We start from the raw sequence: 19,558 nt of genomic DNA on the forward strand, positions 1-19,558 counted from the left end.
GGCGACGCGCGAGCGGAGGAGGAGTCGGCCCTGTGAGCACTACGGGCACTGCCGGTACTGCCGGACACCCGAACGGGACACCGGGTCGCGTACCCAGCGTCCTCGAGTCCATCGTGGACGGGGTCCGGGAGGACCTCGCCGAGCGCGAGAGCGTCGTCGACTTCGCCGAGATCAAACGGCGGGCCGCGGCCGCGCCGCCGCCGCGGGACGCGATGGCGGCCCTGCGCGAGCCGGGTGTCGGCGTCATCGCCGAGGTGAAGCGGGCCAGCCCGTCGAAGGGGTCGCTCGCCGACATCCCCGACCCGGCCGACCTCGCCGATGCCTACTCCGCCAACGGCGCGCGGGTGATCAGCGTGCTCACCGAGCAGCGCCGCTTCGGCGGCTCGCTGGCCGACTTCGACGCCGTCCGCGCCCGGGTCGACACCCCGCTGCTGCGCAAGGACTTCGTCGTCACGCCGTACCAGGTGCACGAGGCCCGTGCGCACGGCGCGGACGTCGTGCTGCTGATCGTCGCCGCGCTGGAGCAGCCGGTGCTCGCCTCGCTGCTGGACCGCGTCGAGTCCCTCGGGATGACCCCGCTGGTCGAGGTGCACACCGAGGAGGAGTGCGACCGCGCCCTGGAGGCCGGCGCCACCCTGATCGGCGTGAACGCCCGCAACCTGCACACCCTCGAGGTGAACCGGTCGGTCTTCGGTGAGATCGCGCCCGGGCTGCCGTCGCACGTCCTCAAGGTCGCCGAGTCCGGCGTCCGCGGCCCCGGTGACCTGCTCACCTACGCGGGCTGGGGTGCCGACGCGGTGCTGGTCGGCGAGGGCCTGGTGACCAGCGGTGACCCGGCGGCCGCGGTCCGCGGGCTGGTCGCGGCCGGGTTCCACCCGTCCTGCAGCCGCAACGGCGGCTGAGCCGTGCTCGTCACGCTCGCCGCGGCGCTCCCGACGTACATCCCCAGCCCGGACCGCGGTGTCTGGCACCTCGGCCCGATCCCGATCCGGGCGTACGCGCTGTGCATCATCGCCGGCATCGCGGTCGCCCTGTGGTGGGGCGAGCGTCGGCTGCAGGCGCGCGGCGGGCGGGCCGGGACGGTGCTCGACGTCGCGGTGTGGGCGGTGCCGTTCGGCCTGCTCGGCGGGCGGCTCTACCACGTCGCCACCGACTGGCGGACCTACTTCGGCCCCGGCGGCAACCCGTGGGGTGCGCTGGAGATCTGGAACGGCGGGCTCGGGATCTGGGGCGCCATCGCGCTCGGCGGGGTCGGGGCCTGGATCGGCTGCCGCCGCCACGGCGTCCCGCTGCCGCTGTTCGCCGACGCGGTCGCGCCCGGCATCATCGTCGCCCAGGCGATCGGGCGGCTCGGGAACTGGTTCAACCAGGAGCTCTACGGCGGCCCGACCACCCTGCCCTGGGGCCTGGAGATCTACCGCCGCGTCGACCCCGTGACCGGGCTGGACGACCCGCTCGGCGGCGTCGCGCTCGACCCGACACCGATCGCGGTCGTGCACCCCACGTTCCTCTACGAGCTGCTGTGGAACCTCGTCGTCGCCGCGCTGATCGTGCTGGCCGACCGCCGGTTCCGGCTCGGCCACGGCAAGGTGTTCGCGCTCTACGTCGCGGGCTACACCCTCGGCCGGTTCTTCATCGAGCTCATGCGTACCGACCCGGCGACCCGCGTGTTCGGCGACGTCCGGATCAACGTCGTCGTCGCGGCCGTCGTGTTCGTCGGGGCGGTGCTCTACGTCGCGTTCGCCCGGCGCGGCCGCGAGGAGTACGTCGCGCCCGAGCCGGAGGACACCACCGCGCCCGGGGAGCAGGGCAAGCCCCAGGAGCACGAGGACGCGTGAGCGCGTTCGCGGGCTTCGGCGACGGCGCCGTCGAGTTCTACGACGGCCTGCTCGCCGACAACTCACGGGCGTACTGGACCGACCAGCGCGAGGTCTACGAGACCGACGTCCGCGGCCCGATGACGGCGCTGCTCGCCGACCTCGAACCGGAGTTCGGGGCGGGCAAGGTGTTCCGGCCCTACCGCGACGTGCGCTTCGCCGCGGACAAGACGCCGTACAAGACCCACTGCGGCGGCTTCGCCGAGCCGTTCTACGTCGAGGTGTCCGCGGACGGGATGCTCGCCGCGGGCGGCTACTACTACATGGCGCCCGACCAGCTGACCCGCTACCGCGAGAGCGTCGACGACGAGCGCCGCGGCGAGGACCTGCGGGCCCGGCTCGACACCGCCCGCGCTGCCGGGCTCACCGTCGACGGCCAGATGCTCAAGACCCGCCCGCGCGGCACCGACCCTGGCCACCCGCGGCTGGACCTGCTGCGACACAAGGGGCTCTACGTGTCGCGGAGCTGGCCGCCGGACGACGTGCTGCACGGCCCGCGGGCCCGGGACCGGGTCCGCACGGTGTGGCGGGCCTCCCGCCCGGTCACCGAGTGGCTCGACGACCACGTCGGCCCCAGCGAGCTCCCGCGCCGCTGACCCGCCGCGGCCGCGCCGCCGCCGCGCCGTCGGGTCGGTCGTGCCGCCGCCGTGCCGCCGCCGTGCCGCCGCCGTGCCGCCGCCGTGCCGCCGCGCTGTCGCCGGGTCGTGTCACCGTGCCGCGCCGACGGTCCGGGCGGCGCCGGGCGGGTTTCCGTGACACGGTCGACAACCTGCGCGGTGATCCGGACGACGGCCGGGGTACGAACACCGCGGACGGGCCGACGCGGTCCGGGTCGACGCACGGGGGAGTGGGCATGGGAGTGCAGGGGCGGACGCGGGGCCGGCGCACCCGTGACGGGCTGCTGGCGCTGGTGACGGCGGCGTTCGTCGTCGCCGGGTGCACCGCCGCCGGGCCCGCCACCGCGCCGCCGCCCGCCGGGGCGCTGTCCCAGCAGGTCACCGGCGCCGCGACCGGCGAGGCAGCGGTGCCGCACCTGCGGGCCCTGGAGCGCATCGCCGACGACAACGGCGGCAACCGCGCCGCCGGGACGCCCGGCTACGACGCGACGGTCGACTACGTCGCCGGCGTGCTGCGCGACGCCGGGTTCGACGTCACCACCCCCACCTACGACGCCGGGGACGGTCGCGAGCTGCGCAACGTCGTCGCCCGCACCCGCGGCGGCGACCCCGCCCGGATCGTGCTCGCCGGCGCCCACCTCGACTCCGTGCGGGCCGGCCCCGGCATCAACGACGACGGCAGCGGCATCGCCGGGCTGCTCGCCGCGGCGACCGCGCTCGGCCCGCAGCCGGGCGTCGGCGCCACCGTCTCCTTCGGCTTCTGGGGCTCGGAGGAGGACGACCTGCAGGGCTCGACCGGCTACGTGCGGTCCCTGTCGGAGGAGGAGCGCGAGCACCACCTGCTCTACCTCAACGCCGACATGCTCGGCTCACCCAACGGCGGCTACTTCGTGCAGGGCGGCCGCGGCGAGGACGACGAGGAGCGGGGCCCGTCCGGGTCCGGCGTCGTCGCCTCGGTGCTGGCCGAGGAGCTGGCCGCGGCGGGCGCCCCGCAGCCCGAGACCATCGGCCTCTACGGCGACGACGACGGCCCCTTCGCCGAGGTCGGCATCCCGGTCGCGGGCGCGGTCACCGGCGACGAGGACACCAAGTCCCGCTCCCAGGCCCAGCTCTGGGGCGGCGAGGCGGGCCGGGCCTACGACGGCTGCTACCACTCGGCCTGCGACCGGATCGGCAACGTCGACACCGTGAAGCTGGACCGCTACACCCGCGCGATCGCGGCGACCCTGGCCCGTTTCGCCGACGCCACCCAGCGCCCCTCCGGCTGAGCCGGCCCGCCCGGCGGTGTGGGGACGGTCGGCCTCAGAGCCTCGAGGACGACGTCCGCCCCGGGCGCCGCCGCGCCACCAGTGCGGCCAGCCCCACCCCGAGTACCGCCCCGGCGACGTCGACGAGCGCGTCGAGGACGTCCCCGCTGCGCCCGATCGGCAGCAGCGCCTGCGCGACCTCCGACGCCGCGGCGTAGACGACCAGCCCGCCCAGCAGCGGCCACACCCGGATCCCGGCGGCCCGCCCGGTCCACGCCAGCAGCGCGAACAGCAGCAGGTGGACGACCTTGTCGGTGCCCGGAGGTGCCGTCGGGACCCCGGACGCCGGGGTGAACAGGACCACCAGGCTCAACAGGACCGACAGGACGAACGGCTGGACGCGCACGCCCCCAGTCTGCTCCACCGGTGACCGCCGGGATGAACACCGTCGAACCGGACGCCGACAGGCCGGGTTCCCGTCGTCCTGATCGTTCCAGACAGCGCTACCCTGATAGCCGTGACACGTCGAACCAAGATCGTCTGCACCATCGGTCCGGCCACGGCGACCCCGGACCGGATCCGTGACCTCGTGGAAGCGGGCATGGACGTGGCCCGGCTCAACTTCAGCCACGGGGACCGCGCCGACCACAAGCGCGTCTACGAGATGGTCCGCGACGCCGCCGACTCGACCGGGCGCGCCGTCGGCATCCTCGCCGACCTGCAGGGCCCGAAGATCCGGCTCGGCCGCTTCACCGACGGGCCCACCGAGTGGGCGACCGGCGAGGAGGTGCGGATCACGGTCGACGACGTGGCCGGCACCCGCGACCGGGTCTCCACCACCTACAAGGGCCTCGCCCAGGACGCCCAGGTCGACGACCGGATGCTCGTCGACGACGGCAAGGTCGGCCTGCGGGTCGTCGCCGTCGACGGCAACGACGTGGTCTGCCGGGTCACCGAGGGCGGCCCCGTCTCGGACAACAAGGGCCTGTCGCTGCCCGGGATGAACATCTCGGTGCCCGCGCTGTCGGACAAGGACATCGCGGACCTGGAGTTCGCGATGTCGCTGCGGGTCGACGTCGTCGCGCTGTCGTTCGTGCGCAGCCCCGCCGACATCGACCTCGTCCACAAGATCATGGACAACACCGGCGCCGGCCGCGTCCCGGTGATCGCGAAGCTGGAGAAGCCGGAGGCCGTCGACAACCTCGAGGCCGTCGTGCTCGCCTTCGACGGCATCATGGTCGCCCGCGGTGACCTGGGCGTGGAGCTGCCGCTGCAGAACGTGCCGCTGGTGCAGAAGCGCGCGGTGCAGATCGCGCGGGAGAACGCCAAGCCGGTCATCGTCGCGACCCAGATGCTGGAGTCGATGATCACCAGCTCGCGCCCGACCCGCGCCGAGGCCTCCGACGTCGCGAACGCCGTCCTCGACGGCACCGACGCCGTGATGCTGTCCGGTGAGACCAGCGTCGGCCGCTACCCGATCAAGACCGTGCGGACGATGGCCGAGATCGTCGAGGCCGTCGAGGCGGGCCCGGCCGACGTGCCGCCGCTCAACCACGTGCCCCGCACCAAGCGTGGCGTGCTGTCCTACGCCGCCCGCGACATCGGCGAGCGGCTCTCGGCGCGGGCGCTGGTCGCGTTCTCCCAGTCCGGTGACACGGTGCGCCGCCTGGCCCGGCTGCACACCCGGCTCCCGCTGCTGGCGTTCACCCCGGAGCCCGCGGTGCGCAGCCAGCTCGCGATGACCTGGGGCGTCGAGACGTTCCTGGTCGACAAGGTCGACTCGACCGACGCGATGATCCGCCAGGTCGACCACGCGATCCTGTCGATCGGCCGGTTCAAGCCGGGTGACCTGGTGGTCGTCGTCGCCGGGTCGCCGCCCTCCACGGTCGGGTCGACCAACCTGATCCGGGTGCACCGCCTGGGCGAGGACGACCACGCCTGAGGCCGGTTGGGCATACTCACCGACCGTGAGTGCCGATTCCGCAACCGCGCAGACCGCAGCCGACGGTGAACCGCGCGGCCAGGCCGTCCTCGACGACCTGGTCGCGCTGCTGGACCTGGAGCGGCTGGAGGACAACCTCTTCCGCGGGGTGAGCCCGCCGGTGTCGCTGCCCCGCGTGTTCGGCGGGCAGGTCGCGGGCCAGGCGCTGGTCGCCGCGGGCCGCACGGTGCCGGCCGACCGGGGCGTGCACTCGCTGCACGCCTACTTCATCCGGCCCGGGGACCCGAGCATCCCGATCGTCTACGAGACCGAGCGGGTCCGCGACGGCCGGTCGTTCACCACCCGCCGGGTGCTCGCCATCCAGCGCGGCGAGCCGATCTTCTCGCTGTCGGCGTCGTTCCAGCTGCCGCAGAACGGTCTGGAGCACTCCCAGCCGATGCCCTCGGACGTCCCCGCGCCGGACGCCGTCGACGACCTCGGCACCCGCGCCGCCCGCGGCGACGGCGGCTGGATGGCCGGGCTGCCGCGCCCGCTGGACATCCGGCTGATCGACGAGCCGTCCTGGTCGCAGGACCACCCCGGCCCGTCCGACGACCCGATGCGGCTGTGGCTGCGCGCCGACGGCGAGCTGCCCGACGACCCGCTGCTCCACGTGTGCCTGCTCACCTACGCCAGCGACCTGACCCTGCTGGGGTCGGTCGTCGCCCGCCACGACGTGCCCCGGACCGGGCTGCAGATGGCGAGCCTGGACCACGCGATGTGGTTCCACGCGCCGTTCCGGGCCGACGAGTGGCTGCTCTACTCGTGCTTCTCGCCGGCCGCGTCCGGCGGGCGCGGCCTCGCGAGCGGCCGCTTCTTCACCGCCGACGGCCGCCTGGTCGCCACCACCATGCAGGAGGGACTCGTCCGGGTCCCGCGCGCCGGGAGGGACGCACGCCCATGACCGTCGAGTCCGAGATCTCACTGCCCAGTGTCAACGGCGGCAGGCTGCCCGGCTTCCTGGCCCGCCCCGAGACCACCACCCCGGGCCCGGCGATCGTGATGATCTACGAGATCTTCGGGATGACCCCGGAGATGCGCCGGATCGCCCGCGAGCTGGCCCGCGAGGGCTACACCGTGCTGATCCCGGACCTGTTCGCCCGCGGCCGGGTGAAGCCGTTGTGCATCGCCTCGACGGTGGCGACGATGGCCACCGGCCGCGGCGCCGCGCTCGGCGACTGCGAGTCCGCGCGTCGCTGGCTGGCCGACCAGCCCACCGTCGACGCCGACCGGATCGGGGTCATGGGGTTCTGCATGGGCGGCGGGTTCGCGATGCTGCTGTCCCAGAGCGGTCTGTACCGGGTCGCGGTGCCGTTCTACGGCCGCGCCGGCGTCGAGGTGGAACCGGTCTGTCCGGTCGTCGCCAGCTTCGGCGGGCGGGACGCGCAGTTCGCCGACGGCTACCCGCAGCGCCTGGAGGCCGACCTGACCGAGCGGGGGATCCCGCACGACGTCGTCGTCTACCCCGAGGCCGGGCACTCGTTCATGACGCGCACGCCGGGTGTGAAGGGTGCGGTGGCGCGCCGGACGCCGCTGCACGCGGAGTACCACGAGCCGTCGGCGACGGACGCGACGGAGCGGGTGCGGGCCTTCCTGCGCGACCACCTGTAGCCGGGGCAGGATGGGGGTGTGAGCGAGCGCGATGATCAGCAGGACCGGGCCTGGGGCTTCCGCACCCGGGCCGTGCACGCGGGGACGGTGCCGGACGCCGCGACCGGCTCCCGGGCGGTGCCGATCCACCAGACGACCAGCTACGTCTTCCGCGACACCGACGACGCCGCGGCGCTGTTCGCGCTGCAGAAGTACGGGCTGATCTACTCCCGGATCGCCAATCCGACGGTGGCGGCGCTGGAGGAGCGCCTGGCCAGCCTCGACGGGGGCATCGGCGCGGTGTGCACGGCCAGCGGGCAGGCCGCCGAGTTCCTCACCTTCGCCGCGCTCGCCGGGGCGGGGGACCACGCCGTCGCCGCGGCCGGGCTGTACGGCGGCACCATCACCCAGCTCGACGTGACGCTGCGCCGCTTCGGCGTCGACACGACCTTCGTGCCGGGCACCGACCCGGCCGACTACGCCGCCGCGATCCGCGACAACACCAAGTTCGTCTTCGCCGAGGTCGTGTCCAACCCGGGCGGCGAGGTCGCCGACATCGCCGGGCTCGCCGAGGTCGCGCACGCGGCCGGGCTCCCGCTGATCATCGACGCGACGCTGGCGACGCCGTACCTGTGCCGGCCGCTGGAGCACGGCGCGGACATCGTGATCCACTCGGTGACGAAGTTCCTCGGCGGTCACGGCACCACCCTCGGCGGCGTCGTGATCGAGTCCGGCCGCTTCGACTGGGGCAACGGCCGCTTCCCGGGGATGACCGAGCCGGTCCCGTCCTACGGCGGGCTCACCTGGTGGGGCAACTTCCAGGAGCTCGGGTTCCTCACCAAGCTGCGTGCCGAGCAGCTGCGCGACGTCGGCGCCACGCTGTCCGCGCACTCGGCGTTCCTGCTGATGCAGGGCGTCGAGACGCTGCCGCAGCGGATGGAGGCCCACGTCGCCAATGCGCAGAAGATCGCCGAGTGGCTCGAGGCCGACCCGCGGGTGAAGTACGTGACCTACCCCGGGCTGCCGTCGCACCGGCACCACCAGCGGGCTCGCCGGTACCTGCCCGCGGGGCCGGGCGCGGTGTTCGCGTTCGGGGTGCGCGGTGGCCGGGCCGCCGGGGCGCGGTTCATCGAGTCGGTGCAGCTGTGCAGCCACCTCGCCAACGTCGGCGACGCCCGCACCCTCGTCCTGCACCCCGGGTCCACCACCCACCAGCAGCTCACCACCGAGCAGCTGGAGCACGCCGGCGTCCCCGAGGACATGATCCGGATCTCGGTCGGGCTGGAGGACCCGGACGACATCGTCTGGGACCTCGACCAGGCCCTCACCGCCTCGCAGAAGGAGACCGCGTGACCTGGGAGAACCCGCCCGCGTGGCGGCGGCAGCAGATCCTGCGCGACACCCGCACCGTCGCCGTCGTCGGGGCGAGCCCGAACCCGGCCCGGGCCAGCAACTTCGTCGCCACCTACCTGCTGGCCTCGACCGGTTTCGAGGTGTACTTCGTCAACCCGAACGCGACCACGATCCTCGGGCGCCCGGTGTACCCCTCGCTCGCGGAGCTGCCGGTGGTGCCGGACCTGGTCGACGTGTTCCGCCGCCCCGAGGACCTCGACGGGGTGCTCGACGAGGTGCTCGCCCTCGACCCGGCGCCGTCGACGTTCTGGCTCCAGTTCGGCCTGTTCGACGAGGAGCTGGCCCGCCGCGCGGAGGCCGCCGGCCTGACCGTGGTGATGGACCGGTGCCTCAAGGTGGAGCACGCGCGCTTCGCCGGCGGGCTGCACCTGGCCGGGTTCGACACCGGAGTGATCACCTCGCGGCGCCGGGACTGACCCGCCGCGGCCGACCGTGCTCGGCCCGGCCGGGATCGGCCCGCTCGGACCGGTCCGTTGTGCCGACCGGCCGGGACCGGCCCCCGTCGCGGTCAGATCCGCTCGGGGGCCCGCTCGCCGTCGTCCTCGACGGCGTCGTCGATCGCCAGCTCCCGTTCGGTCGGCGGGTCGGCCTCGGCGCGGGCCTGCTCGGCCGCGTCCTCGGCCTCGTCCCGCGACGCGTACTGCGTGAGGAGCCCGCACCCGCAGTCGCACCGCACCACCCACCGGTCGGCGACGTCGGCCATCTGCAGCACCTGCGGGTCGTGACCGTCCACCAGGACCTCCTCGGCGGCGAGTGTGTGAGCGGCATCATTGCGCGACGCAGCACTCCGGCGCCATTCGTGACAGGGAGTCGTCGGCCGACGGTCCGGGAGCGACGAGCTGCGGCATCTCCCGCACGCCGGCCGCCGCGCCGGGCGTTGCGTCCGCGTGGTCACGACCACCGGAACGCGACGCCCGACGCCGGGGGCACGCGTCGCCGGAACCGGGCCGGTCTCACCAGCCGAGCAGACCGACCAGGAAGGCGTGGATCAGCCAGAACGGGGCGAACGCCAGCGCCACCAGCCCACCGGGGCCGACCCCGCGCCGGGCCGGGAACACCAGCGCCAGAGCCGCGAGCCCCCACGGCACGACCAGCGCGAGCGCACGCAGCGGCCACGACCCGACCCCGGTGAACAGGGCCAGCAGCAGCGCCACCGCCACCCAGCCGGCCGCCGCGGCCACACAGCGGGGGAGCACGGCGGCGACGCCCGGGAGCTGCGGGGACCGGTCGGCGACCGCGGCCCGCTCCGGCTCCGTGCCCGGTGGGTACGGCGGCGCCCCCGGCAGCGGGGCGTGGGGCGGGACGGAGCCGGGGTCGATCCCGGAGAACCCCGGGGCGCCCTGCCACGACGGCGTCGCCCCGGCCGCGCCGGGCGGGTCCGGCCGCGCCGGCTCGTCCGGTCCGGGCCGGTCGGCGGGGTCGGTGCCGCTCATGCCGGGAGCCTAGACCGCCGCCCGCCCCGCGGGCCCGGCCGCGCCGCACGATGATCGCCGGGAGTGGAGTGCAGAACGCAGCGGGGTGCGTCCGGCGCTCCACTTCCGGCGATCATGGTCCGGCGGGGCGGTGTGCGGGAGCCGGGGTGCGGCCGTAGGTCAGCCGGCGCAGCAGCACCTCGGCCGGGCCGCGGTGGCCTCGGCGCCCGGCCACCACGGCGACGACGACGGTCACCAGCCACACCCCGGCCCCGCACAGCGTCGCCGCCCACAGCGGCAGGCCCGCGCCGAGCCCGAGCGTCCAGGCCGGGAACAGGGCCACGAACGCGACCGACTGCGCCAGGTACCCGCTCAGCGAGCGCCGCCCCAGCGCGACCAGCGCGCGGGCCGCCCACCCGCCCGGCACCGGTCCGGCCTCGCCCGGGGACCGGTACACGGCCCCCGGACCGTCCGGCGCCGCGCCGGCGGAGCGTGTCCGTCGCGCGACGACCAGCCCGGCCAGCGCCGCGTACCCGGCGCCCGCGGCGTAGCCGGTCACCGCGTGCAGCACCCCGACCACGAGCGCCACCGGCTCCGACGGCGTCCACACCCCGGCGGCGACCAGCCCCAGCGGCAGGCCGCCCACGACCCCGGCGCCGATCCCCGCGACGGCGACCCGGCGCAGCGCGCGACGGTGCCGGGCCGGGGCGTCGAGCCACCCGGCGCGAGCGACGAGGACCCCCGCGACCGCCGCCCCCAGGAGCCCGACCGCGCTGATCAGCAGGTTGCCGAACAGCCACTCGCCGAACCGCTCCACCGCCGCCGACAGCACGTCCGGCGCGACCAGCGACGGCGACGCCGACGCCGCGTCGGACCGGGTCAGCGCGACGGGGGCGTAGAGCAGCGCCAGCAGCGTCGTCGCGGCCACCCCGGTGAGCACCAGCACCGCGGTCGACCCGCGGACCAGCACCGGCGCGAGGACCACCGCGATCAGCCCGTAGGCGGCGACGAAGTCCCCGTGCCACAGCAGCACCGCGTGCGCGGCACCGACGGCGAACAGTGCCCCGCCCCGGCGTCGCACCAGGGCCAGGACCTGGTCGGGCCCGGCACCGGCGCGGGTCGCGCGGCGGGCGAGCCCGGCGATGCCGTAGCCGAACAGCAGCGCGAAGAGCGGATAGGCCCGGCCGTCGACCAGGGTCAGCTGCGCCGCGGCGAGCCAGGCGTCGACGCCGGTCGGGTCGAGCGGGTAGGTGCGCACGCCGATGCCGCGGTGGGTGACGAAGGTGTGCGCGTTCGCGACGGCGATGAGCAGCAGCGCCGCGCCGCGGGCCAGGTCCGGCGCCGGTGCACGACCGGTCACCGGGACGTCACGCATCACGGCCCACGCTACCGGCGGTGTGGTTCCCGCCACGCGTGGCGGTGGGTGTGCTCCCCGTCGCGGTACGCAGGCGCGATCAGGGCTAGGGTCCGTGGCGTGTCTGCTACCCCCGTTACCGTTACCGTCACCGGAGCCGCTGGCCAGATCGGTTACGCGCTGCTCTTCCGGATCGCCTCCGGGCAGCTGCTGGGGCCCGACACCCCGGTCAAGCTGAACCTGCTGGAGATCCCGCAGGCCGTGAAGGCCGCCGAGGGCACCGCGATGGAGCTCGACGACTGCGCGTTCCCGCTGCTGCGCGGCATCGACATCTTCGACGACGCGAACGCCGCGTTCTCCGGCACCAACGTCGCGCTGCTCGTCGGCGCCCGTCCCCGCAGCAAGGGCATGGAGCGGGGCGACCTGCTCGAGGCCAACGGCGGCATCTTCGGCCCGCAGGGCAAGGCGATCAACGCCGGTGCCGCGGACGACGTGCGCGTCCTGGTCGTCGGCAACCCGGCCAACACCAACGCCCTGATCGCCCAGGCCTCCGCGCCCGACGTCCCGGCCGAGCGGTTCACCGCGATGACCCGCCTCGACCACAACCGCGCGCTGGCGCAGCTGTCGAAGAAGCTCGGCGTCGGCCTCGACGAGATCAGCAAGCTCACGATCTGGGGCAACCACTCGGCCACCCAGTACCCGGACCTCTTCCACGCCGAGGTCGGCGGCAAGATCGCCGCCGAGCAGGTCGAGCGGGAGTGGCTGGAGAACGACTTCATCCCGACCGTCGCCAAGCGCGGTGCCGCGATCATCGAGGCCCGGGGCGCGTCCTCGGCCGCGTCGGCCGCGAACGCCGCCATCGATCACGTCTACGACTGGGTCAACGGTACCCCGGCCGGCGACTGGACCTCCGCCGCGATCCCGTCGGACGGCTCCTACGGCGTCCCCGAGGGCATCATCTCCTCGTTCCCGGTCACCTCCGAGAACGGCGAGTGGAAGATCGTCCAGGGCCTGGAGATCGACGAGTTCTCCCGCGGGAAGATCGACGCGAGCGTCGCGGAGCTGGTCGAGGAGCGCGACACCGTCGCCAAGCTCGGCCTCATCTGAGCCGACCGCACACGGACCGCGGCCCCGCCCCCGTCACGGGTGCGGGGCCGCGGTGCGTCCGGAGCCGCTCCCCGGTGATCGCCGATCCGCGCGCTGATCCGCGCCGCGCGCGCGTCCGGACACGCGCGCCGAGCGGATCTGCGCGCGGACAGCGGATCAGCGCGCGGGCTGCGGATCAGTGCGCGGGCGGCGGCACCGCGGGCGGGTCACCCCAGGCGGGCGCCGGTGCCGCCGTCGAACAGGTGGGTGCGGTCCGGGTCGGGGACCAGCCGCAGCCGGGTCCCGCGCTCCGGCGGGGTGCGCGCGTCGACCCGGGCGACCAGCGTCGTCCCGGCCCCGTCGTGTCCCGCGTCCTCGGTGAGGGTGCCGTAGACGTAGGCGTCGGCCCCCAGCTCCTCGACGACGTCGACGGTCACCTCCAGCCCGTCCCCGGCACCGGCCGGGCGCAGGTCCTCCGGCCGGATCCCGACCGTGACCGTGCCCGACGACGAGGCCGGCACCGCGATCTGTGCCCCACCCAGGGCGACCTGCCCGGAGCCGTCCACCGGCACCGTCACCAGGTTCATCGCCGGCGACCCCACGAACCCGGCGACGAAGGCGTTCACCGGCCGCTCGTAGAGCTCGCGCGGGGTGGCGCACTGCTGCAGCACCCCGCCCGAGAGCACCGCGACGCGGTCGCCCATCGTCATCGCCTCCACCTGGTCGTGGGTGACGTAGACGGTGGTGACACCCAGGCGCCGCTGCAGCGACGCGATCTGGGTGCGGGTGGACACCCGCAGCTTCGCGTCCAGGTTGGACAGCGGCTCGTCCATGCAGAACACGGCGGGCTCGCGCACGATCGCGCGGCCCATCGCGACCCGCTGACGCTGCCCGCCCGACAGGGCACGCGGCTTGCGGTCCAGCAGCCCCTCCAGGTCGAGGATCGTCGCCGCCTCGGCGACGCGGCGGGCGATCTCGTCCTTCGGGCGGCCCGCGTTGGTCAGCGCGAAGCCCATGTTCGCGGCGACCGTCATGTGCGGGTAGAGCGCGTAGTTCTGGAACACCATCGCGATGTCGCGGTCCTTGGGCCGGACGTCGGTGACGTCGCGGTCGCCGATCCGGATGGCGCCGGCGTCGACGTCCTCCAGGCCCGCGAGCATCCGCAGCGACGTCGACTTCCCGCAGCCGGACGGCCCGACGAGCACGAGGAACTCGCCGTCGGCGATCTCCAGGTCCAGCCCGTCGACGGCGGGGGTGTCCGACCCGGGGTAGATCCGCGTCGCCGAGTCGTAGGTGACCGTTGCCATGTCAGCGTCCCGCCATCAGATGTTGGGCTTCACGTCGGTGTCGAAGATCCGGGTCAGCGTGCCCTTGAGGGTGGTGAGCTCGCCCTGCACGTCGGCCCGCTGGTTGAGGATGTTGGCACAGGTCCGCGCGATCTCCTGGTCGGCGCCCGGGAAGAACGCGCGCGCCCGGTCCTGGGTGCGGGTCCGGTCGAGCTGGTCGATCGCGACCTTGCGCAGCGGGGTCTGGGCGAGCAGCGGCCCGGTGTCCGCCGAGGTGCGGATCGGGAGGTAGCCGGTGGCCTGGGAGAACAGCACCGTGTTCTCCGGGCTGGTCAGGAACTTCGCGAACGCCGCCGCGGCGAGCTGGCGCTCCGGCGGGACCCCGGCCGGGATCCCGAGCCCCGCGCCGCCGGTCGGGCACACCGGCCCGGCGACCGGGCCCGCGGGCAGGAATCCGGCGCCGACGTCGAACCGGGCCGCGTCGAGCACGGTGACCAGCGAGCCGGTGGAGCCGACCGTCGCCGACACCGCCCCGGCACCCAGGTCGGTGGTGCCGTCGGTGGCGGCGACGCCGGCCCAGCCCGAGGTCACCGCGTTCTGCAGGGCCGAGACCGCGCGGACCGCCTCGGGGGAGTCGCAGGTGACGTCCCACTCGTTCGACCAGGCACCGCCCTCGCCCCAGAGGTTGTTCTGGAACGACCAGCCGGCGTAGTCGGCCAGGGCGGGGAGCTGGTACGCCTTCTGCGCGCCGGTGCCCGCGGCCTGCAGCTTCGGCCCCCACTCGGCCATCTCGGCCCAGGTCGCGGGCGCGCGGTCGGGCAGACCGGCCTTCTGCCAGTGCGCCTTGTTGTAGTAGAAGATCGGCGTCGAACGGGCCCAGGGCAGCGCCCAGAGCTTGCCGTCGTAGCGGTAGTCCTCGATCAGCTGCTGCCGGTAGTCGGCGGTGTCGATGCCGGTCGCGGCGATCAGCGGGTCCATCGGCACGATGGAGCGCTGCATGTAGTAGCGGAACCACCAGACGTCGGAGAGCACGACGAGGTCGGGCAGCTGGGAGCCGCCGCCGGCCTGCGCGGTCTGGAAGCGCTGCGCGATCTCCTCGTAGTTCGCGCCCGCGGTCACCAGGTTGACCTTGGTGCCCGGGTTGGCCCGCTGGTAGGCGTCGATGATCTGGCGCGACACCTTCTCCGAGCTACCCGGGTTGTTCGTCCACCAGGTGATCTCCTTCGCCGGCTGCACGCCGGAGTAGTCGACCTCCGGGACGGCGGCGGGCCCGCCGCCGCTGGTGGAGGGGCCACCGCAGGCGGCCAGCGCCGCGGCGGCGCCGGTGATGCCGGCGAACTTCAGGAATCCGCGACGGTCGAGATGCATGGCAGCTGGCGTCCTTTCGGGGTGAGGGGAGGAGGAGCGGGGAGCGGTCTCAGTCCTTGACCGCACCCTGGGTCAGCCCGGCGATGATGTGGCGCTGGAGCGCGATGAAGACGATCAGGACCGGTACGATGACGGCGACCGACCCGGCCATGAGCTGGCCGTAGGCCGCGGCCCGGTTGTCCACGTTGGCCAGCAGGGTGAGCCCGACCGGCAGCGTCATCATCTCCGGCTTCGAGATGATCACGAGCGGCCAGAGGTAGTCGTTCCACTCGTAGACGATGGTGATCAGCGCGACGGTGGCGACGGTCGGCGCGGACACCGGCAGGACGACCCGGGTGAGCCGGCGCCAGTGCCCGGCGCCGTCGAGCTCCGCGGCCTCGAGCAGGCTCGGCGGCAGCGTGCGGAAGTGCTGGCGCAGCAGGAACGTGCCGAACGCCGTCCCGAGACCGGGCAGGATGATGCCCCAGTAGGTGTCCGCGCCGCCGAGCGCGGTGATCAGCGTGTAGTTCGGCAGCAGTGCCACCTGCGGCGGCACCATCAGCGTCACCAGCAGCCCGGCGAAGATCCAGTTCTTGAACGGGAAACGGACGAACACCAGCCCGTAGGCGGTGAACACGGCCAGCGCCACCTTGAGCGCGGCACCGACCGCGGTGACCAGCACCGAGTTGAGGAACACCCGGGCGAACGGCAGGCGCTCGGCGACGGTGGAGTAGTTCTCCGTCGTCGGCGCGGCGGGCAGCAGCGCCGGGGTCTGGGTGATGATCTCGGTCAGCGGCTTGAACGACGACAGCGTCATCCACAGCAGCGGGAACAGCACGACGAGCACGGCCACCAGCAGCGGGACGTAGGCGCTGGTCACGACCTCGAACAGGGCCCGCGGCGACAGCGCGCGGGACGACCGGGGCTCCGGAGCGGTGGTGGTCATGCGTAGTGCACCCGCCGCTCCATCCACCGCAGCTGGACCAGGGTGAAGACCACCAGCACCACGAACAGGATCGTCGACACCGCCGCCGAGTAGCCGGCCCGGTTGCTCGACCCGAACGCCTGCAGGTAGGCCTCGTAGATCAGCGTGGTCGTGCCCTGCCCGAGCGGGGTCATGATCCGGATCAGGTCGAAGGCCTGCAGCGAGTTCAGCGCGCTGGTGACGACCAGGAAGAACGTGACCGGCGAGAGCAGCGGCAGCACCACCCGGAAGAACGTCCGCGTCGACGACGCCCCGTCCAGGGCTGCGGCCTCCAGCAGGTCCTTCGGGATCGACTGCAGGCCCGCCAGGTAGATCACCGCGGCGTAGCCCATGTTCTTCCAGACGTAGACGATGCAGATCATCGCCAGCGACATCGACGGGTCGTTGAAGAAGTCCGGTGCGGTCCCGCCGAAGGCCCGGACGACCGCGCCGAGCACCCCGATCGACGGGTCGAACACGAACAGCCACACCAGCCCGACACCGACCCCGGACAGCACGTAGGGGGAGAACACCGCGGCCCGCGCGACGCCGGTCCCCGGCACCCGCCGGTTGAGCGCCAGCGCGATCAGCAGGCCCAGCACCATCGACCCACCGACGGTCACGACGGTGAACACCAGCGTCGTCCACACGATCTCCGCCGACGACGGCGAGGTCAGGAACGCGACGTAGTTCCCGAGCCCCACGAACGTCGCCGACGGTGACCCGAGGGTCCAGTTCAGCAGCGAGTACCGGACGTTCTCGATGACCGGGCGGTAGGCGAAGGCGACGATCAGCGCGGCGTTGGGCAGCACCAGGGCGAGGAACACCCAGAAGTCGTGCCGGTCCCGGGCGGTGAAGCGTCGCCGTCGCCGCGGCGGAGGGTGCGAGGTCGTACCCGGCGCCGTCGGCGTCGAGGCGGACCGGGTGGGGGTGGACGTCACGTGACCTCACGTCTGTCGCAGGGGCGAACGCGGGATCGCACCGTCGCGACCTCGCAGACCCTCGCAGTCTCGTGTGGCCCGGCCGTGTCACGTGTCCGGCGAACAGGTGAACGACGGCACTCGGACGGGTGACGCGAGAGGCTCTCGCTACTCCGCCACGCGGCAGATGGCGAATGCCTCCGCCGGAACGGTGAACGAGGAGCCGTCACTCGTCGTCGGCTCGGACGCCAGCAGGATCCGGGTGATCTCCGACCCGAGCGACAGCGTCACCGGCTCCGGGCCGAGGTTCACCACCACCCGCATCCGCCCGCGGGCGACGACGAGCGTGCGCGCCTGCTCGTGGACGTCGACGCCGATCCGGTCCAGCCACGGGTCCGACAGCTCCGGCCAGGCGCGGCGCAGCGCGATGAGCTCGCGGTGCATCCGCAGCAGCGTCGCGTGCGGCTCCTGCTCGGGCTCGGACCAGTCGAGCCGGGAGTCGGTGAAGGTGGACTCGGCGTTCGGGTCGGGCACCTCGGCGGCGTCGTCCCAGCCGTGGTCGGCGAACTCGGCGCGACGGCCGTCGCGGACGGCCTTCTGCAGGCCCGGGTCGCCGAAGCGGGAGAAGAACTGCCACGGCGTCCGCGCGCCCCACTCCTCGCCCATGAACAGCATCGGGGTGAACCCGGAGGTGAACAGCAGCGCCGCGCCGCAGGCCAGCAGGCCGGGGGACAGCGTGTGGGTCAGCCGGTCGCCGGTGGCGCGGTTGCCGATCTGGTCGTGGTTCTGCAGGTAGGTGACCAGCCGCGAGCCGGGGATGCGGGCGGTGTCGATCGGGGCGCCGTGGCTGCGCCGCCGGAACGACGACCAGGTGCCCTCGTGCAGGAACCCGCGGGTGAGCACGTGCGCGAGCCCGTCGAGGCCCGCCTCGGCGAAGTCGCCGTAGTAGCCCTGGGACTCGCCGGTGAGCACGGTGTGCAGGCAGTGGTGGACGTCGTCGGCCCACTGGGCGTCGAGGCCGTGCCCGCCGCCCTCCCGGGCGGTGATCATCCTCGGGTCGTTGAGGTCGGACTCGGCGATCAGCGACAGCGGGCGGCCGACGTGTGCCTCCAGCGCGGTCACCTCGACGGCGAGCTGCTCCAGCACGTGCTGGGCCCGGGTGTCGCGCAGCGCGTGGACGGCGTCGATGCGCAGCCCGTCGACGTGGAAGTCGCGCAGCCACATCAGCGCGTTGTCGATCATGTAGCGGCGGACCTCGTCGGAGCCCGCGGCGTCGAGGTTCAGCGACGGGCCCCAGATGTTGGAGCCGGCGAAGTACGGGCCGAACCGGTCGAGGTAGGCCCCGGACGGGCCGAGGTGGTTGTAGACGACGTCGAGCACCACGCCCAGGCCGCGGGCGTGGCAGGCGTCGACGAAGCGCTTGAAGGCGTCCGGGCCGCCGTAGTTCTCGGTGACGGCGTACCAGCCGACGCCGTCGTAGCCCCAGTTCACCGGGCCGTCGACGGCGTTGACCGGCAGCACCTCGACCAGGTCGATCCCGAGGGACACCAGGTGGTCGAGCCGGCCGATCGCCGTGTCGAACGTGCCGCCGTCGGTGAAGGTGCCGATGTGGCACTCGTAGAGCACCGACCCGGCCAGCGCCCGGCCGGTCCAGGTCTCGTCGGTCCACCAGAACGCGTCGTGGTCGTAGACGCGGGAGCGCTCGTGCACCCCCTTCGGCTGCCAGCGGGAGCGGGGGTCGGGCAGCGGCGTGGCGTCGTCGTCGAGCAGGAACGCGTAGTCGGTCCCGTGCCCGTGGTCGGGCTGGTCCGTGTGCCACCAGCCCCCCGGGGCGGGGTCGAGCGCGATCCGCTGCTCACCCACCAGCACGCTGACGCGGTTCCTGTCGGGGGCCCACACGGCGAACTCCGTCACGGACGACGATCCTTCCGCACCCGGTGGGGTCCGCGCGCGCCCGGCGGGGGGTGGGCCGGGTCACGCGCCGCTAGGCTGCCCCGATGAGCGACCCCGACGCAGGCGACGACCTCGACCAGGACGCGCAGCTCCAGCCCGAGGACACCCTGGAGTACGGCGGCGTGGCCGACGTGCTCGACGAGGGCTACTCGCCGCCCGAGCGGCCCTGGAACGCCCGCGACGACGAGAGCCTCGACGAGCGGCTGGCCGACGAGGTCCCCGACCCGTGGAACACCACCGACCCCGCGGCCCCCGAGCGCCCGGACCGTGACGTCGACGACGCGACGGGGGAGTACCTCGGCGACGCCCCCGGCACCGACGGCGAGCTGCGCGACGACGAGGTCGGCGACGCCCGGGCGGGCCGGCTCACCATCGACGACGCGTCCTTCGACGGCAGCGACGGCGGCGAGAAGGATCTCGTCGCGGGCGACGCCGGCATCGACGGCGCCGGTGCCTCGGCCGAGGAGGCCGCGGTGCACGTCGTCGAGGAGCCCTGAGCCCCGCACACGCG

Annotated in this window: 20 protein-coding genes; 11 read left to right on the forward strand and 9 right to left on the reverse strand. The window is 74.0% G+C overall.

What is annotated here, in order from left to right; all coding sequences use genetic code 11:
- The first annotated feature begins 32 nt into the window (after positions 1–32).
- From trpC to KPL57_RS43890, 4 genes are all read left to right on the forward strand, one after another.
- Entirely contained in the window at positions 33–902 is an 870-nt protein-coding gene (trpC, locus tag KPL57_RS43875; protein WP_308016717.1) for an indole-3-glycerol phosphate synthase TrpC, read from the forward strand.
- A 3-nt stretch (positions 903–905) separates the two neighbouring features.
- The gene (gene lgt / locus KPL57_RS43880; RefSeq protein ID WP_226356283.1) at positions 906–1,838 is read left to right on the forward strand and encodes a prolipoprotein diacylglyceryl transferase; all 933 of its coding nucleotides are present in this window, start codon (positions 906–908) and stop codon (positions 1,836–1,838) included.
- Positions 1,835–2,473, forward strand: a complete 639-nt coding sequence (locus tag KPL57_RS43885; RefSeq protein ID WP_226356284.1) for a DUF2461 domain-containing protein — start codon at positions 1,835–1,837, stop codon at positions 2,471–2,473. The genes lgt and KPL57_RS43885 overlap by 4 nt, the downstream gene beginning before the upstream one ends.
- Before the next feature lie 257 nt (positions 2,474–2,730).
- Positions 2,731–3,762 (forward strand): M28 family peptidase, encoded by a 1,032-nt coding sequence (locus tag KPL57_RS43890; protein ID WP_226356285.1) that lies wholly within the window; start codon positions 2,731–2,733, stop codon positions 3,760–3,762.
- Between the two features lie 34 nt (positions 3,763–3,796).
- On the opposite strand, the gene KPL57_RS43895 is transcribed toward KPL57_RS43890, so the two are convergent.
- A complete protein-coding gene (locus KPL57_RS43895; protein WP_226356286.1) occupies positions 3,797–4,147 on the reverse strand; it encodes a VanZ family protein in 351 nt (116 codons plus the stop codon).
- A gap of 111 nt (positions 4,148–4,258) precedes the next feature.
- Between KPL57_RS43895 and pyk the strand changes: the two genes are divergently transcribed.
- From pyk to KPL57_RS43920, 5 genes are read left to right on the forward strand one after another with little or no spacing between them, the layout of a single operon-like run.
- Positions 4,259–5,683: a pyruvate kinase gene (gene pyk, locus KPL57_RS43900; protein WP_226356287.1), complete on the forward strand. Its 1,425-nt coding sequence runs from the start codon at positions 4,259–4,261 to the stop codon at positions 5,681–5,683.
- A 25-nt stretch (positions 5,684–5,708) separates the two neighbouring features.
- Entirely contained in the window at positions 5,709–6,626 is a 918-nt protein-coding gene (locus tag KPL57_RS43905) for an acyl-CoA thioesterase II (RefSeq protein ID WP_226356288.1), read from the forward strand.
- On the forward strand, positions 6,623–7,333 hold the full coding sequence (locus KPL57_RS43910) for a dienelactone hydrolase family protein (RefSeq protein WP_226356289.1): 711 nt from the start codon (positions 6,623–6,625) through the stop codon (positions 7,331–7,333). The genes KPL57_RS43905 and KPL57_RS43910 overlap by 4 nt, the downstream gene beginning before the upstream one ends.
- A gap of 18 nt (positions 7,334–7,351) precedes the next feature.
- Positions 7,352–8,665, forward strand: a complete 1,314-nt coding sequence (locus KPL57_RS43915) for an O-acetylhomoserine aminocarboxypropyltransferase/cysteine synthase family protein (protein WP_226356290.1) — start codon at positions 7,352–7,354, stop codon at positions 8,663–8,665.
- Positions 8,662–9,141, forward strand: coding sequence for a CoA-binding protein (locus KPL57_RS43920; protein WP_226356291.1), 480 nt, complete (start codon positions 8,662–8,664; stop codon positions 9,139–9,141). Before KPL57_RS43915 ends, KPL57_RS43920 begins: the two co-directional genes overlap by 4 nt.
- A 92-nt stretch (positions 9,142–9,233) precedes the next feature.
- On the opposite strand, the gene KPL57_RS43925 is transcribed toward KPL57_RS43920, so the two are convergent.
- The 3 genes from KPL57_RS43925 to KPL57_RS43935 all read right to left on the reverse strand — a co-directional run bounded on the left by KPL57_RS43925 (position 9,234) and on the right by KPL57_RS43935 (position 11,512).
- Positions 9,234–9,458: a hypothetical protein gene (locus KPL57_RS43925; RefSeq protein ID WP_226356292.1), complete on the reverse strand. Its 225-nt coding sequence runs from the start codon at positions 9,456–9,458 to the stop codon at positions 9,234–9,236.
- A 220-nt stretch (positions 9,459–9,678) separates the two neighbouring features.
- Positions 9,679–10,158 carry a hypothetical protein gene (locus tag KPL57_RS43930; RefSeq protein WP_226356293.1) on the reverse strand — a complete coding sequence of 160 codons (480 nt, stop codon included), beginning with the start codon at positions 10,156–10,158 and terminating at the stop codon, positions 9,679–9,681.
- A gap of 112 nt (positions 10,159–10,270) precedes the next feature.
- A complete protein-coding gene (locus tag KPL57_RS43935; RefSeq protein WP_226356294.1) occupies positions 10,271–11,512 on the reverse strand; it encodes a DUF418 domain-containing protein in 1,242 nt (413 codons plus the stop codon).
- A gap of 99 nt (positions 11,513–11,611) precedes the next feature.
- Here KPL57_RS43935 and KPL57_RS43940 point away from each other — a divergent pair, with 99 nt between their 5' ends.
- Positions 11,612–12,598 (forward strand): malate dehydrogenase, encoded by a 987-nt coding sequence (locus KPL57_RS43940; RefSeq protein ID WP_226356295.1) that lies wholly within the window; start codon positions 11,612–11,614, stop codon positions 12,596–12,598.
- 206 nt (positions 12,599–12,804) lie between these two features.
- Here the strand turns inward: KPL57_RS43940 and KPL57_RS43945 are convergent, their stop codons facing one another.
- The 5 genes from KPL57_RS43945 to treZ all read right to left on the reverse strand — a co-directional run bounded on the left by KPL57_RS43945 (position 12,805) and on the right by treZ (position 19,008).
- Entirely contained in the window at positions 12,805–13,884 is a 1,080-nt protein-coding gene (locus KPL57_RS43945; RefSeq protein ID WP_226356296.1) for an ABC transporter ATP-binding protein, read from the reverse strand.
- A 15-nt stretch (positions 13,885–13,899) separates the two neighbouring features.
- A complete protein-coding gene (locus KPL57_RS43950) occupies positions 13,900–15,231 on the reverse strand; it encodes an ABC transporter substrate-binding protein (protein ID WP_226356297.1) in 1,332 nt (443 codons plus the stop codon).
- Between the two features lie 49 nt (positions 15,232–15,280).
- Positions 15,281–16,156, reverse strand: a complete 876-nt coding sequence (locus KPL57_RS43955) for a carbohydrate ABC transporter permease (RefSeq protein WP_226356298.1) — start codon at positions 16,154–16,156, stop codon at positions 15,281–15,283.
- A complete protein-coding gene (locus KPL57_RS43960) occupies positions 16,153–17,115 on the reverse strand; it encodes a carbohydrate ABC transporter permease (protein WP_226356299.1) in 963 nt (320 codons plus the stop codon). The genes KPL57_RS43955 and KPL57_RS43960 overlap by 4 nt, the downstream gene beginning before the upstream one ends.
- 147 nt (positions 17,116–17,262) lie before the next feature.
- Positions 17,263–19,008, reverse strand: coding sequence for a malto-oligosyltrehalose trehalohydrolase (gene treZ / locus KPL57_RS43965; protein WP_226356300.1), 1,746 nt, complete (start codon positions 19,006–19,008; stop codon positions 17,263–17,265).
- Positions 19,009–19,091: 83 nt separating this feature from the next.
- On the opposite strand from treZ, the gene KPL57_RS43970 reads away from it, so the two are divergent.
- The gene (locus KPL57_RS43970; RefSeq protein ID WP_226356301.1) at positions 19,092–19,544 is read left to right on the forward strand and encodes a DUF5709 domain-containing protein; all 453 of its coding nucleotides are present in this window, start codon (positions 19,092–19,094) and stop codon (positions 19,542–19,544) included.
- Positions 19,545–19,558: the final 14 nt, after the last annotated feature.

This window comes from Pseudonocardia sp. ICBG601 (assembly GCF_020496245.1).

Excerpts from the sequence above, each read along its gene's own strand:
- KPL57_RS43930 (WP_226356293.1), bottom strand. The coding sequence starts at position 10,158 with ATGAGCGGCACCGACCCCGCCGACCGGCCCGGACCGGACGAGCCGGCG.
- KPL57_RS43890 (WP_226356285.1), top strand. The coding sequence starts at position 2,731 with ATGGGAGTGCAGGGGCGGACGCGGGGCCGGCGCACCCGTGACGGGCTG.
- KPL57_RS43955 (WP_226356298.1), bottom strand. The coding sequence starts at position 16,156 with ATGACCACCACCGCTCCGGAGCCCCGGTCGTCCCGCGCGCTGTCGCCG.
- KPL57_RS43935 (WP_226356294.1), bottom strand. The coding sequence starts at position 11,512 with ATGCGTGACGTCCCGGTGACCGGTCGTGCACCGGCGCCGGACCTGGCC.
- KPL57_RS43950 (WP_226356297.1), bottom strand. The coding sequence starts at position 15,231 with ATGCATCTCGACCGTCGCGGATTCCTGAAGTTCGCCGGCATCACCGGC.
- KPL57_RS43970 (WP_226356301.1), top strand. The coding sequence starts at position 19,092 with ATGAGCGACCCCGACGCAGGCGACGACCTCGACCAGGACGCGCAGCTC.
- KPL57_RS43910 (WP_226356289.1), top strand. The coding sequence starts at position 6,623 with ATGACCGTCGAGTCCGAGATCTCACTGCCCAGTGTCAACGGCGGCAGG.
- KPL57_RS43945 (WP_226356296.1), bottom strand. The coding sequence starts at position 13,884 with ATGGCAACGGTCACCTACGACTCGGCGACGCGGATCTACCCCGGGTCG.